The sequence below is a fragment of the Acinetobacter sp. genome (assembly GCF_050285345.1).
GTDB lineage: Bacteria > Pseudomonadota > Gammaproteobacteria > Pseudomonadales > Moraxellaceae > Acinetobacter.
In genome coordinates, this window is the sequence record NZ_JBLZXR010000061.1 from 1 (window position 1) to 15,053 (window position 15,053).

At 41.4% G+C, this 15,053-nt stretch carries 13 protein-coding genes; 2 read left to right on the forward strand and 11 right to left on the reverse strand.

Annotation, left to right across the window (positions count from 1 at the left end; genetic code table 11):
• Window positions 1-111 precede the first annotated feature (111 nt).
• The 4 genes from ACN6OV_RS05695 to ACN6OV_RS05710 form a co-directional block, all read right to left on the reverse strand.
• Window positions 112-1,749, reverse strand: coding sequence for a long-chain-fatty-acid--CoA ligase (locus ACN6OV_RS05695; RefSeq protein ID WP_427950585.1), 1,638 nt, complete (start codon window positions 1,747-1,749; stop codon window positions 112-114).
• Between the two features lie 368 nt (window positions 1,750-2,117).
• Window positions 2,118-3,143, reverse strand: coding sequence for an AraC family transcriptional regulator (locus ACN6OV_RS05700; protein WP_427950587.1), 1,026 nt, complete (start codon window positions 3,141-3,143; stop codon window positions 2,118-2,120).
• A gap of 146 nt (window positions 3,144-3,289) precedes the next feature.
• Window positions 3,290-5,125, reverse strand: coding sequence for a DUF1302 domain-containing protein (locus tag ACN6OV_RS05705; protein WP_427950590.1), 1,836 nt, complete (start codon window positions 5,123-5,125; stop codon window positions 3,290-3,292).
• 266 nt (window positions 5,126-5,391) lie between these two features.
• Window positions 5,392-5,985, reverse strand: a complete 594-nt coding sequence (locus ACN6OV_RS05710; RefSeq protein WP_427950593.1) for an RBBP9/YdeN family alpha/beta hydrolase — start codon at window positions 5,983-5,985, stop codon at window positions 5,392-5,394.
• A 307-nt stretch (window positions 5,986-6,292) separates the two neighbouring features.
• Here ACN6OV_RS05710 and ACN6OV_RS05715 point away from each other — a divergent pair, with 307 nt between their 5' ends.
• Window positions 6,293-7,291 carry an AraC family transcriptional regulator gene (locus tag ACN6OV_RS05715; RefSeq protein WP_427950595.1) on the forward strand — a complete coding sequence of 333 codons (999 nt, stop codon included), beginning with the start codon at window positions 6,293-6,295 and terminating at the stop codon, window positions 7,289-7,291.
• A gap of 74 nt (window positions 7,292-7,365) precedes the next feature.
• Here ACN6OV_RS05715 and ACN6OV_RS05720 read toward each other — a convergent pair whose 3' ends face one another.
• The 7 genes from ACN6OV_RS05720 to ACN6OV_RS05750 all read right to left on the reverse strand — a co-directional run bounded on the left by ACN6OV_RS05720 (window position 7,366) and on the right by ACN6OV_RS05750 (window position 13,802).
• A complete protein-coding gene (locus ACN6OV_RS05720) occupies window positions 7,366-8,376 on the reverse strand; it encodes a YeiH family protein (protein ID WP_427950663.1) in 1,011 nt (336 codons plus the stop codon).
• Window positions 8,377-8,387: 11 nt separating this feature from the next.
• Window positions 8,388-8,711, reverse strand: coding sequence for a Rieske (2Fe-2S) protein (locus ACN6OV_RS05725; RefSeq protein WP_427950598.1), 324 nt, complete (start codon window positions 8,709-8,711; stop codon window positions 8,388-8,390).
• The gene (locus ACN6OV_RS05730) at window positions 8,708-9,364 is read right to left on the reverse strand and encodes a DsbA family oxidoreductase (RefSeq protein WP_427950601.1); all 657 of its coding nucleotides are present in this window, start codon (window positions 9,362-9,364) and stop codon (window positions 8,708-8,710) included. The genes ACN6OV_RS05725 and ACN6OV_RS05730 overlap by 4 nt, the downstream gene beginning before the upstream one ends.
• Window positions 9,361-10,695, reverse strand: a complete 1,335-nt coding sequence (locus tag ACN6OV_RS05735; RefSeq protein WP_427950604.1) for an MFS transporter — start codon at window positions 10,693-10,695, stop codon at window positions 9,361-9,363. The genes ACN6OV_RS05730 and ACN6OV_RS05735 overlap by 4 nt, the downstream gene beginning before the upstream one ends.
• Window positions 10,696-10,830: 135 nt before the next feature.
• Window positions 10,831-11,880 carry a 3-keto-5-aminohexanoate cleavage protein gene (locus tag ACN6OV_RS05740; protein WP_427950607.1) on the reverse strand — a complete coding sequence of 350 codons (1,050 nt, stop codon included), beginning with the start codon at window positions 11,878-11,880 and terminating at the stop codon, window positions 10,831-10,833.
• A gap of 61 nt (window positions 11,881-11,941) precedes the next feature.
• Window positions 11,942-12,790, reverse strand: a complete 849-nt coding sequence (locus ACN6OV_RS05745; RefSeq protein ID WP_427950610.1) for a TauD/TfdA dioxygenase family protein — start codon at window positions 12,788-12,790, stop codon at window positions 11,942-11,944.
• 25 nt (window positions 12,791-12,815) lie between these two features.
• Window positions 12,816-13,802, reverse strand: a complete 987-nt coding sequence (locus ACN6OV_RS05750; RefSeq protein ID WP_427950613.1) for a quinone oxidoreductase family protein — start codon at window positions 13,800-13,802, stop codon at window positions 12,816-12,818.
• A gap of 291 nt (window positions 13,803-14,093) precedes the next feature.
• Here ACN6OV_RS05750 and ACN6OV_RS05755 point away from each other — a divergent pair, with 291 nt between their 5' ends.
• Window positions 14,094-14,975: a LysR family transcriptional regulator gene (locus tag ACN6OV_RS05755; protein WP_427950616.1), complete on the forward strand. Its 882-nt coding sequence runs from the start codon at window positions 14,094-14,096 to the stop codon at window positions 14,973-14,975.
• Window positions 14,976-15,053: the final 78 nt, after the last annotated feature.

The window sequence follows — 15,053 nt, forward strand, 5'->3', positions numbered from 1 at the left end:
GATAATTTGTAATGGCTTTTCTACTTCCAGTGCTTGTCTGAATCTTAAGCCTGCAGATGTTTGTTGTGTCATATTCCCTTCCATGAATATTTAAGCTGAGTAAAATCAAAGTTATGCTGGCGTTTCTTCCAACAAAACTGAACCGTATATTTCGCGTAAATCTTTTTTCAGTATTTTTCCTGTACCACCGACAGGAATCGCATCGACAAAAATCACGCGGTCAGGGATTTGCCATTTGGCGATTTTGTTGTGGTAAAAAGCCAAGACCTCAGCTTCAGATAAACTACTCACCGCAGCTCTCTTGGCAATCAAAATCGGTCTCTCATCCCATTTCGCATGCGATGCGGCAATCACCGCCACCATTTCCAGTTCAGGGTGTGCAATTGCGATATTTTCCAGCTCAACCGATGAAATCCACTCACCGCCAGATTTGATTAAATCTTTGGAACGGTCACTAATCTGCATATAGCCATCTTGGTCGAGGGTTGCGATATCACCCGTGTCAAACCAGTTATCTTGAGTGAGTGCATGATCAAATTGATTAAAGTAGGACTCAACAATCCAGTGACCTTTAATTTGTAAATGCCCTGGTGTGTATCCATCACGTGCAGACTCTTCAACACCTTTCTCATCATGACAAACACGTAAGCTTACCCCATACGGCGGACGGCCTTGTGCAAAACGTTGCTTGAACTGCTCGGTTTCGTCAGTCTCTAAATGCTTCGCTTTAAGCTGATTTACCGCACCTAAAGGACTGGTTTCGGTCATGCCCCAAGCATGGATGGTTTCACATTGAAAATCATCTTTAAAGGCTTTTAGCATCGATGGAGGACAAGCAGCGCCGCCCACAATATTACGCACCAAACTTTCAAGTTTACTACCCGATTGATAGGCTGCATTTAATAGGCCCTGCCAAATCGTCGGTACACCCAAAGCATTGGTTACTTTATATTGGTCAATCAGCTGAACCAAGCTTGCACCATCCAGCATTGGCCCCGGCAGCACCATGCTGCATCCAATCATCGCTGCTGAATATGGCGTTCCCCATGCATTAACATGGAACATTGGCACAACTGGTAAAATACGATCGAGTGCTGAGAAGTTAAATGAATCCGGTAAACTCGACGCATAGCTATGCAATACTGTTGAACGATGACTATATAAAACGCCTTTTGGATTGCCCGTCGTACCCGAGGTATAACACAACGAACTGGCTTTAGCCTCATCCAACTCTGTCCATTCAAATTGATCTGAACGCTCTTTGATTAAATCATCATAAAAACAAACATTTGGCAGCGCTTTTTGAATATCACGATCAAAGGCATCTAAGCAAATAAAATGCTCAACAGATGGAATAGAATCTTTGATTGATAACACTAAATTAATAAAAGTTTTATCAAAAATCAGAACTTTGTCATCCGCATCATTGACGATATAGCTTAATTGTTCTGGGAATAATCGAGGGTTAATCGTGTGGCAAACCAATCCACTGCCCGAAATGCCATACCATGTTTCTAAATGACGATGATTATTCCAAGCAATGGTCGCAACACGGTCACTGATTGCTAAATCAAAAGACGCTAATACATTGGCAAAACGCTTGGCATTTTGTGCAACTTGCCCCCAATTGGTATGGGTCATTGAACCGTCAGTATTCTTTGAAATAATTTCAGTATCTGCATGATATGTTGCTGCATGCTCGATTAAGCTGCTGATTAGCAATGGTTGAAACATCATATTTCCAATCATTTAAAACATCCTTATCTACAATCTGTCGCGATCGTTTTTTTAATATCCATCGTCAATTTTTTCTGACTTCATGCTTAAACTACCTATTTTTTTAAATAGATTTTTGTCATGTGGTGTATTTTTTTTGTCATTTGGTTGCAGTGAGACAAAAAAATAATAAGCATTTGTTTTATATTAATATTTAGTTTAAAACTAAAGAATAATACAGCTTAAAACCAGTAAAATACTAAATTTAAAGCCTTATTTTTGAGAAAAAGACAGTGCACAGAACAACACCTCATGCATGGGCTTACCCAGAACACGAGGTCTTTTTATGATGATGCAAATAGATCTAAATTTAGATAAATCTGAACAGAAATTTTCGAGCATTAAGCGGCAAGTTGAGCGCGTCTCCAACGGCCCGGGGTCATTCCATACCAGCGTTTAAAAGCGCGGGTAAAATTGGCTTGATCGTCATATCCAACTTGGTTTGCCACATCAATGATCATCAAGGTTTTATTTTTTAATAAATTGGCGGATAGGGTTTTACGTGTATTGTCCAACAGATCTTCAAATGTTGTTTGCTGACGATTTAAATAGCGGTACAGCGTAAAACGATTTACCGAAAAATATTCAGCTACACGATCCATGGTGCAGTTCCGGTAAGGCAATAATTCTTCAATAATTTTAGAAATTTGACTCACAAGATCGACATGCTCATGACTTTGCATTTCAGACAAATGCTGACGCAGAAACTGATCTAACTGGCGATCATGTCCGATACGTTTTTGATCTAATAAGTTTTGTGGAAACAAAATTTCATGCTGAGATTGTCCAAACCACACAGGACAACCAAAAATTTTCTCATACACATGGGCAGATTTGGGTTTGGGATAAGCAATTCGAACCATTGTCGGCGCCCAAGCTTTACCCAAGATCAGTTCAATAATGGAAACCATCGCCGCTAAATAAGCGGTGTGGTATTGATCAGCACCGGGTAAATCGCCATCGATGCGCATGCAGATTCGTGCATAGCCCTCTTCTTCTTTGATGTCGAGTTTTTGGCCTCTGTACCACATCACACCATAACTAAACAAACTTTCAAGCGCATCGCGTATGGTTTCGGCATTTAGCACCAGAAAGCGTAAAGGGCCGATATTGGCCAGCTGAGCTTTACGACCAATAATCAATCCGACATGATCACAGCCGGTTAACGCTTCTACTGCTTTTAAAATACTGCCCTGCGTATGTAAAGACACCGGCAGCAAATTATTTTCTAAATCTTCTAATTTAATCGAATATTGACTAAACAACGTTTGTGCATCAAAACCCTTTTCATCCAAATAATTGGCGATCAAGTTTAAAATACCAATCGGATTAGAAATTTCTTGTAAATTTGAATGATTTATTTCCATCTTTATCTCTAATCTTTTGTTCAAAGCAATACTGAAGTCAGATTGTCTTGATCAACTGCTGTCTATCTATTTTATTCAACAAAATCAGCCATATTGTTTATGGCTGATTTCATTTAGATCATGTTGAAACGTTTTGTACACAGGCATTAAAAACTGGTTTTAAACGTCAGTGAAGCAAAATCACGATCATCTAAGATACTGTAATCATTACTGCCAAAGAAGTTGGTATAACCTAGTTCCGCTGTGTATTTCTTTTGGTAAGTTGCAGAAATACCTGCCGAAATTGCCATTTGACCTTCTTGGAAATTTGGTCCATAGCCATGTACATCATGACGGAACATCAGACTTGGTGTCACGACCGTTTGTGGTAACCAATCGTTATAACTCAATGCACCACGTAAACGGTAACCGACCGACCATTCTTCAAAGAAGCCTTCGTCATTACAGTACTTCTCGTTTAAGTCCTGAACTTCTTTGTCCGACAGCTTTCCTGTGCCCGGTGCGATACAGTAGGTTTTTACATCGGCTGGATCATAAGCACCAGTCGACAAACCACTACGACCAAATGCACCACTGCGACCAAAATGATAATCGCCCAGATCCGCAATATGGTTGACGCCCATTTCACCGACTAAAGACATTGCGCTTGCACCAAGCACATTTGGAATGACCGTGGCTGCGCCAAGGGTAAATTGCGTTACAGGCACTTCTGCAAAACCATTGATCCGTTGGCCAAGCTCTAAGGTTTCTCCGGGTGCTGTGATTGGCGTATCATTATATAAGGCCTGTGCATACACCATATCGGTACTGTTAAAGTGCAATGGCATTTTTGGCTTATAGTTTAACTCACTGAAAACTGAGGTTTTACCAAATTTTCCTGCAAAGCTTAAACCATACATTTCAATATCTTCTGGATAAACCGAGAGAATACGTGCCGTATGATAGTTTTGCGGTCCCGTCTCTGACACGGCAATTCCATCAAAATGCATGATACGGCTGTGATAATTGGCATAATACGCACCAATTTCAGCATTGTTTAAACTTGGAATAGTCTGCTTAATGGCAAAACCAAATTGACCGCTATCCTTCGCATATTCGCTCGGCAAACGTGCTACGGTAAAATCTAAAGGTCCATTAATGGCTTGATCTGTGGTAAAACCGGGACCACCAATTAACAATGGACCGCAATTTTCCGCAAAGACATCAGAGATTTCAAAGAAGGTTCCACAGCCATCCACAACTGATGGTCTGAACTTAAATTGATAGAAACCTTCCACTTTGAGTTTGTCATTCAGACTTGCCTCAAAAGAAAACATCTCTACCGGAATAATTCGTTCTTTGACATCGCCGCCCGGACGATTCATTGCTGCATAATCAAATGCACTGACAGAGTTCAGGCCATTTTGGAAGAATTGAGATTTACCCCAATTTAAGGCGTGTTTCCCAAGTTTAAGATTTAGGCCCTGTCCTTGATCAAAGCTAAAATTTTTCCAGATATAGGCATCCCAAAGGTCGATGCCTTTATATTTCACCAGACGTGGCCAGTCAGAATCATCAAAAGCAGTAAAGTCTCCATGACCTGTTTCATAGGCATGGTCATACCAGTATTTTGCACTAATCACAGCACCTTGCTGCTGACCATTCAAACGGACTTCGGTTAGACCTTTCACAATTTGTGAAATCGCATCGCCTTTTTCAAAGTTTAAACGGCCATTGTCACCATTAATGTCAATACCCGTACCAACTTTACCAATGGTCTGTGCATCAGGCTTGTAGAGCATCAATGAATCTGGGTTTTCCGTACTCCAGCTTTGCCCAATGCTGATACTGGTATTGGTTTCCAATTTCCATTGATCATTCAGTGCATAACTTGCTGCCTGCACATGTGGAACCGTAAAAATCAACCCCATAAGTAGGCTCAGTTTGGTGAGCTGAGTTGTCGGGTATTGCACTTTTTTTTTGTTTACAACGGGACTTACCATATCATCTCCATATCGATATGTTCACACTGTGTTGTGTGGTATTTTTTAAGGCTAAATCTAAAAATCTGTGGTTCGTTCGCAAATTAAATAAATTTATTTAATTGAAAAATGCTAAAAAACAAGCTTTTCACCATCCTTGGCGACTCCCAAACTACTGAATTTAAAAACCTTAAATTTGTCTTTGGGTTTTACTTTTTAGTCATTCAGTCACTTTTTAGACTTTATTTAATATCTCACGACATTCATTTCATACAGTGATTCAGGCATTAAGCCGTTAATGTCTTAGCACTGTTTAAAGCATCAAGCTGTAGTACATATTTTTCCGCCGCTGGCCATTCACCAAAACCTGACGCAGGGTTTAAATGCCCTACTGCACCGGCATTGACAAATTCACTCCCCCATAACGCGGCCAAATATGCCACAGATTCAAAGCTGGCAAGATGATCGTTAGTGCTCGCCACCACAATACTTGGGAAAGGTAGTTTTTGAGTTGGAAGTGGTTCCCAGCCTTCTGTGCGCAACTGTTCAGGACTTGGGTAATTTGCAGGCCAACTTTGAGATAAGTCAGGTGGTGCAACCAATAAAGCACCTTGGATTTGTGCATGATGCAATGCTGCCCAATGCACCGTCATTAATACGCCAGCACTGTGCGCCACCAAAATTACCGGCCCTTCAATTTTGTCTAACTCTGCCTGAATACGTGCTACACGATTCGCACAGTTCAATTTATTGGTTTCAGCAGGTTCTACTGTACGAACTTTTTGTAGGCGAGAAGCCAAAAAGGTTTGCCAATGTTCCTCAACGTGATCACGTAGACCTGGAATGATTAAAACCGTTGCATGTGTAAATAACTTTTCCATTTCTGCACCTAATAAAGCATTTATGCTTTGCCGATCCTTGGGCAAGGCTTATGGTTATCCAACATAAATTGATCAGGTAATAACCGATATACATTTAACGACACCAACTTTACATTTCATGACATTTCGGCAGAAATAAATCTTGTTTTTCGCTGAATAAATCATCAATAATTATGGAAAAATAAGAACTTGAAAGATCAGTTTTTATTTAGGTTTAGACCAAAGTAGGCACTGTTATACAACGCTTTTTTGGTTATAAAGAGTTCACAAATCAGGAAGATTTGTATTTATTTAAGGAAGATTAAAAATGGTTCCTCTAGCGCACTCTGCGGTATTGAAAAACTATATTGATGTTATTCATCAACTTAAGCTCAATCCTTATAAGTTACTGAGCGCAGTAGGCCTTCAGCAATCACAGCTCAGTGACGTTAAACAACGTATTCCTGTCGATAAAGCGATTTCTTTATTGGAACACACTGCTGAAGTGAGCGGCTGTGACGTCATTGGCCTAAAAATGGCTGAGCAGCGTGAGTTGTCAGATTTTGGTGAAATTAGTCTTTTATTAAGCTATCAAAATACGCTCAGGCAAGCGCTTATGGTTTTGCTTCGCTATCGCAACCAATTTAATAATGCCTTGGGTATTCATATTGAAGAAGTGGGAAATACGGTCATTATTCGTGAAGAAGTTGTGAGCAATTCAGATCACTATAGCCGTCAATCCACCGAACTTGCCCTAGGTATTATGCATCGTTTTTGCGCTTCACTTTTACCGCAAAAATGGAAACCACTCAGTGTGCATTTTACCCATAACGCACCGCAAGATTTAAGTGTCCATCGCCGAGTTTTTGGCTGCTCACTGGAGTTTGGCAGTGAGTTTAATGGCATTGTCTGTACCACAGCAATCTTAGATGCCTGTACACCAACCGGCAATCTTGCTATGGCAAATCATGCACAAAAATATCTCGACAGCGTACAAAATACCGAAAATGATTCCATTATTGCCGATATCCGCAAAAGCATTTATTTATTGTTACCTATGGGTAAAGCCACCATTGAACAAGTAGCGCAAACCCATGGTGTCAATGTACGCACCTTGCAGCGCCGTTTAGAAGCATCTCAAACCAGTTTTAGTATTCTGGTGAATGAAGTCAGATGCACATTAGTATTTCGCTATTTAAATAATCTCAACTATAGCCTTGGGCAGATTTCAGATATTCTTGGCTATTCTATGCCTAGCTCTTTTACCCGCTGGTTTATTAGTCAATTTGGTACAACCCCTGTTGCGTGGCGTAACCATAATAAATAATCCATACGTGTTAAATCGTGTACGAAAAAAAGGCCAATTCATATTGGCCTTTTTATTTACATTTATAAGTTAACTTAGAACAACCAATACATGACAGCCAAAACCAATAGCACTAGGAAGATACTTTCCCCGATCATAAAGAGGACTGGCTTCATCCCAACAGTTGCTAATTCTTTAAACTGTGTTTTCATGCCCAGCGCGCTGATGGAAATAATCAAACACCAACGTGATAAATCATTGACGCCACCCTGTACCATTGATGGAATCCAGCCTGTGCTGTTAATACATGCAAGGATTAAAAAGCCCACGGCAAACCATGGTAATAAAGGCGGGCGTTTCCCTGTCGATGTCGCACCTTGCATACGGGTAATCATCGCCGCACAGACAATCACTGGTAAAAGCATCGCCACACGCATCAATTTAACAACGGTCGCAGTATCCCCAGTTTCGGTTGACATACTGTAGCCAGCACCAACGACCTGCGCGACATCGTGAATGGTTGCACCTAAGAATATACCCGCATGTTGCGGTGACAGCTCTAACCACTGCGCAATCATCGGATAGACAATCATCGCAATGGTTGAAAGTGCAGAGACACCAATCACGGTAAATAACGTGGCTTTTTCTTTCTGTGGATGGTTAGGTAATGCCACCGATAATGCCAAAGCAGCTGAAGCACCACAAATGGCCGTTGCCCCCCCTGTCAGCATTCCAAATAAACGCTGGAAACCGATGAGTTTCGCTACCACGACAGATACTGAAATAGTGACCACAATCAAAGTTAATACCAACACTACAGGCTGCCAACCTAGAGCAGTAATCTGCTCCAAGGTAATGCGCATACCTAATAATGCAATACCAATACGCATCACAGTACGTGCGGTAAATTCGATACCCGGTTTACAAGCACCTTCAGTCGCTAAAAAACTCAGCCCCATGCCAAGCAATAATGCAAAGAGCATGACGGGAGCACCATAATGCTCAGCTAAAAAACTGGCCGCAGTAGCAGCGACCACGCTAACTGCAAAGCCGGGGGCAAGCGTTCTCGCTCTTTGGCTAATCGTAGAATAATTTATAGCTGTCATCTGAGAGTTACTCATGTTCCGACTCCATCTTCCAGCATGATTACAATATTTGTTTCATTTATTTCAATTGGATAAGTTTTAACTTTCAGCATGTCCGAATTGAGCATGCAGCCATCCTTTAAATTAAAGCGCAAACCATGTGCACTGCACTGAATCATGCAACCTTCTAATTTACCGCTGAACAGTGATGCACCTTGATGTGGGCAACTGTCTTCAATGGCATAAAACTGACCCTCAATATTAAAAAGGATCAGAAATTTACCACCTACGTCCAGAAACACGCGTTCCCCTAATGCTGGAACTTTGTGCTCTGGTACTTCGAAACGTCTTGTCATACTGCAGCCTGCTCTTGTACAGCGAGAGCATCAAGCATGGCTTTATAAAGCATATTTGCTGGATGAGCTCCTGCTAATGCAAAACTTCCATTAAATACAAAATAAGGCACACCTTTTCCACCGGTATTGGCGGAAATAAATGGAATATCTGGTGCGTCTAAAAGCTCTTTAATTTGTGCTTCTGGATAACCGCAATACATGGCAATTTTCTGTAAAACATCAAGATCAGAAATATTTTCAGAATGATGAAAATAAGCAGAAAATAAGCCTTCGAGAAAAAGATCATGCTGAGCAGAATCGCCAAGCCGCATAGCATTGGCAAATATACTGTGTGCACGTGCCGTATTCGGCATACGTGGGATCCGCTCAAAATCAATTTCCACGCCAACCACTTTCGCTGCTTGACGCACTTGTTCTTGACGCATGCTCACCGCTGTTTTATTACCTAAACGCTGTAAATAAAACGCTTTAAAAGGAATACCCTCAATTGGCATGGATGGCAGTAACTGTACACCACGCCATTTGATATTCACATCCACATTGGGATGAGTCTGTTTCAATTGTTGAATTGCAACTTGGAGTTGACGTTTTCCAATCAAACACCAAGGACAAATAAAATCAAAAAATACTTCGATACTTAATTTTGTTTTCATTTCTCATCACCTTCTTGTGATGGCATAGCGTGCTGTTCAGCAGCTTTTAAATTAAAGCCCGCCATATCACGTAAATAGTGGCGCTTTGCATAGAAGAAGACGGCTGCAGCTGCAATACTCATTACCGGCATAATCTGAAATGCACTATGCAGGCCAATCACATCAGATAACTTACCAATCACTAAAGGACCTAAAGCCAAGCCCAAGAAATTGTTAGCTAAAGTTAAAGTTGCAAATGCTGTACTGTGTACTGAGTTATGTGTCAGATTGGCAACCATGGCGCTCGAAGGGCCATTGGTGCCTAGCACCAAAAACATACCAAGTGCAATCACAACTAATTGAGAAACACCGACAGGCATCGCAAATGCAATAGAAAGCAAGATGCAGCCAAGTAAGCAATAAGCAATCGCTAGCGTCACTTTACGATCTGGACGGTCCTTGCCTAGACGGTCACAGAGCATGCCGCATAAAATCGTCCCCACAGCACTGCATAAGAGAATAACCGCGGCGATGATCCCTGCTTTATCCGTACTCATACCATAGTAGCGATTGAGATAACTCGGAAACCAAACGATGAACGAACCGCCAACAAACAACTGTAGGCCGCTGCCAATATAGGTCGCAACAACAGAACGGCTTGAATAAATTGATCTGAGTACATTTTTGTTTGGGCTATCTTTTTGCGTTGCAGCCAGTTGTTTTTGAGTTGAACCGATTTTTTTCTCTTTGACCAACAGTGGATAGAGCGTTGCTAGAACTAAGCCAAAGATTGCCATAGCCGCAAAAGCCCAGCGCCAGCCAAAATGTTCAGCCAACACACCGCCTAAAGCCATACCTAGAAAAGAACCGAAAACACCGCCTGCCATAAATGAGCTGGCCAATGTTGCGCGCATATCTCTTGGAAAAACCGCAACAACCACTGCAATACCGACACTACCGTAAGCCGCTTCACCAACACCGACTAAAAAGCGAGCAAACAACATATGTTCATAGCTTTCCGCCACGGCACAGCCAAGGGTCGCCAAACTCCACAACACCGCCATAATGGTTAAGCTTTTTACCTTACCAAATTTGTCTGCCAAAATTGATAACGGCAAGGTCAATAATCCGACCATCAAAGCTACAATACCGCTCAGCAAACCAAGTTGACTGTCGGTTAATGTCCATTCATTTTTGATCAGTGGAAAAACAGCATTTAGCACCTGACGTGACATATAGTCCGAAATCAGTAAGCCAAATGTAAGTGCAAAAACAATCCAGGCATATCGACGCGGAATACCAATCGATGTATCGATGCCAGTTGCTGACGCTGAATATTGATGCGCACCCATAACAACCTCCGTGTGTATTTTTATTTTAAATATTTCATTGCATCGGCAAAGAATCACAAAGCTTCATTTTTTGTGATTCTTCGCATTTTGATGTTTAACTTGAGTGCAAAAATCCTATTCGCTCAAGTTTTTCAACTAGCGTTGAGGTACACCCTTTTGACCCGGTTTACGGTTCGGTGCCATACCATTCGCTAGCAATGTTTCTTCAATACTGTCGTACTGCACACCAATACGGTAAATTTCACGCGCTTCTTTACCATTGGCAACTTCACGACCTAGTTCATGAGCAATACGAACCGTCTGTTTAATTTGCTCAACAGAAGAGAAACGCTCACCTTTATGATCAATAATCGTATCTTCATTACCCACACGTGCATGCAGACCCATTGCCATTGAAATAGTGTTTAGCGGCAAGACATTTTTCAGCAATGATTCAGAAGTCAAAGTACAACCATCTGGAACGCGGTGAACGAAATTGAAGAAGTTAAATGGATTTGGACCATCGAAACCACCACCAATACCAATCCAAGTCAAGTTCATTGGGCCTTTATACAGACCTTTACGAACCAAACGCTCCAAAGTTTCTAAACCATGCATACCGGTCAATTGGAAATGCGGCTGAATACCATTTGCTGCTAGGCGTTTAAGGTGTTCAATTAACCATTCTGGACCTGCAGGTACGGTCATTTCAGCATAAGCCGCTTGAACTGCTGGATGCTCTAGTGACGTTCCTTTTAAATATTCAGGATACAAAAGTTCCATAATATTCATTTGCGTGGTGTTTACCGCAACGGTTACTTGGTCAGGTTTTGGATTTAACTCGGCCAATTTATGACGTGTATCATCGCTCAGCCAAACTGCAGCTTCACCTTCGCTTTCTGGTGCAAATGAAATTGACCCCCCCACCTGAATGATCATGTCTGGTACTGCTGCACGAACACCAGCAATCAGTTCATTAAACTTTGACAGGCGTTTTGAGCCTTTGCCGTCCAGTTCACGCACATGCAAATGCAGTACCGAAGCGCCTGCTTCATAGCATTCCACTGCTTTCTGGATTTGCTCTTCCATGGTCACAGGAATATCTTCTGGGAAATCTTCTGGCATCCATTCTGGGCCATATGGCGCTACCGTAATCACCACTTTTTCCATGTTTTCTGGGTGCAAGGAATCGTCAAAGAATTGCATGTGCATCTCCTTATGTATTTTTAATTGTGAATAATTCGTTGTGTATAGAGCGATTTAACCTTTAATAGGTTGCATCACCGATAATGCCTGCGCGTTCCATTTTGCGATGACAAGCTGGGTAATCCATGACAGCATAATGCTGTGTGCTGCGGTTATCCCAAATCGCAATGCTGTTTGGTTTCCAGCGCCAACGGACTTGATACTCTGGAATATACGCTTGCGTAATGAGGTAACGTAACAGCTCAGACGCGCCTGGATTTGCATCTTGCCCAAAGCGCACATTATCTTTGGTGTGAAAATTACTTAAATGTGTCGTAAAAGCATTCACATACAGGATTTTTTCACCTGTTTCTGGATGTGTACGCACCACTGGGTGCTCTGCATCTGGAAATTGTGCTTTCAAAGCAAGGCGTTTTTCGATTGGCATTACCGCACCGAAACTCGCTTCAATACTGTGATAAGCACGCAGGTCAGCAATTTGCTCTTTAATATGTGCTGGCAGATTTTCATAAGCCATCACCATATTGGTCCACATGGTGTCACCACCAACAGGCGGACATTCCAGACAGCGCAGCACACAGCCCATAGGCGGAACTTTGCGCCAGCTCGCATCGCTATGCCAAGAATTTTCATAACGATCGATTGGGCTCTCTGGGTTTTTATAAATTTGCACCAGACCCGGATACTCTGGGTGACTACCCAATGCTGGGTGGTCTTCCAACTGACCGAAACGCTCTGCAAATGCCACATGTTCTGCACGTGTAATATCTTGATCTCTCAAGAATAAAACACGGTGCTGTAATAAGTTACTGCGAATTTCTACAAACAAGTCATTGTCATGAATCGCATCAGCTAAATTTATACCGCTTATTTCTGCCCCAATATGGCAGCTTAATTTTTCAATTTGCATAAGAAATCCTTTCCCGCAAAAATTTTTAAATTACAAAAATGGATGATCCAGTGGTTTTACGCGCCTCTAAATCACGGTGAGCTTGAACTGCATCTTTAAGCTCATAACGTTGATTAATTTCAATTTTGATGCGGCCACTACGAACATGATCAAACAACTCATCAGCAAGCGCTTGCTTTTCCGCAGGATCAGCAATGTAATCTGCCAAGGCTGGACGCGTAATAAACAATGAACCTTTCATTGCCAATAACACTGGATTAAAGTCTGGGATTGGACCAGAAGCTGTGCCTACGCAAACCAATAGACTACGGCGTTTAAGTGAGTCAAGTGAAGACATAAAGGTATCTTTACCCACACTGTCAAATACAACATTGACACCCACACCACCTGTCAACTCACGTACGCGCTCAGCCACATTTTCAGTGCTGTAGTTAATAACATGGTCACAACCATGTGCACGTGCAATCTCTGCTTTTGCTTCAGAAGACGTGGTTCCAATGACGGTTAAACCAAGTAGTTTTGCCCATTGAGAAACAATCAGGCCTACACCACCAGCTGCTGCATGCAATAAAATGGTATCGCCTTTTTTGAAGTCATAAATACGGCGCATCAAATAAGCAGAAGTTAGTCCACGCATCGTCATGGCTGCTGCAGTTTCACATGAAATACCTTCAGGCAACTTAATCAATACGTTAGCATCGACCAATCTTGCGGTACTATATGCACCCAGTGTATTGATGAAACCGGTATAGGTGACTTTATCGCCCACTTGAACATTGGTCACGCCTTCACCTACAGCATCTACGATACCTGAAGCTTCAACGCCCATACCGTTTGGCAGTGGGATTTTATAGGTACCATCACGGAAATAAGTGTCTGCATAATTTAAGCCGACAGCAACATGGCGAACGCGCACTTGACCTGCTGCAGGCTCTCCTACATTGATATCTTCCAGATACATCACATCTGGTGTACCAACTTCATCGAACCGTACTGCTTGATTTGAACTCATGTCCTTTTCCCTGCTGATTTTTATTCAGTATTAATAATTCCTGCATCAAAACTACAATATTCACCCAAGCTAACACTTTACATTTCACGACACCGACTTATCATTTTGCGACAACATGCTTTAGAATATTAAACAGGCAACTTAAACAGCATTAGAATTTAAATTTATTTATTAAAATTCATTAATTTAGCAACAAACTCTCTTATTGATGGATATGTTAAAGTGCCTATATGAACTTTTTAATTTTGAATTTTCTGTGTATAAATCAATAAAATATGAAGAGACTACGCAATGACACTAAAGCAATTAAAGGCATTTTTAGTCTTGGCGCGTACACTCAATTACGCCAGTGCTGCCGATGAACTTTGTTTAAGCCAATCCGCCATCAGTATCAGTATCAAAACACTGGAAGAAGAATTAGGCGGCAAACTGTTTAAACGCAACACACGCCGGGTTGATATTACCCCCGAAGGTCAATCTTTGATTCCGTATGCCAAAAAGCTGTTAGCCAATTGGGAAGATATGGAAAAGGATCTCAAACAGCGCTTTCAATTGCAGCGCGGCACCTTAAATATTGCCTCTATGCCCTATGCAACGCATGCGGTATTGCCCGAACTGCTGCATCTTTTTTCCAAGGCCCATCCGAATATTAATTTTTCGATTCATGATGTACCCAATGAAAAAATTATTGAAAAAATTCAAGATGGTATATTTGAAATAGGGATTTGTTTTAAGCCTCAAATTTGTGAGCATATGCACTTTCATCCCCTTTTAAATGAAGACTTTGTCGCGGTTATTCCAAAAGATCATCCTTTAGCGCATCAGTCCAGTGTGACATGGAAACAACTTCTGACTTTTCCATTTATCAGCTTACAAAATCCATCCATTGTTCGGCATATTATTGAAAAAAAATCTGTCGAAAATCATGTGCCTTTAGATCTTAAACTCGAATGCCATCAGGTGAGTTCATTGGCTCATTTTGTCGCTTATGGCTTAGGTGTCAGCGCGATACCACGCCAATTTGGCAAGTTTATTGCGACCAAGGATAGTATTTTAATTGAAATTTCTGACGTCAATGTGCATTTGGAACTCGGGATTCTGTATAAAAAAGATCTACAACTTTCTAATATTTCAGCACAATTTATTGAAATTATGATGCAGCATCAATTTTAAACTAAGCCTTAAAATCAACGTAGTACACAAAAAATATCCTTTAAATTTATCCTTTTTTTGATCCCATCACTTTTTCCA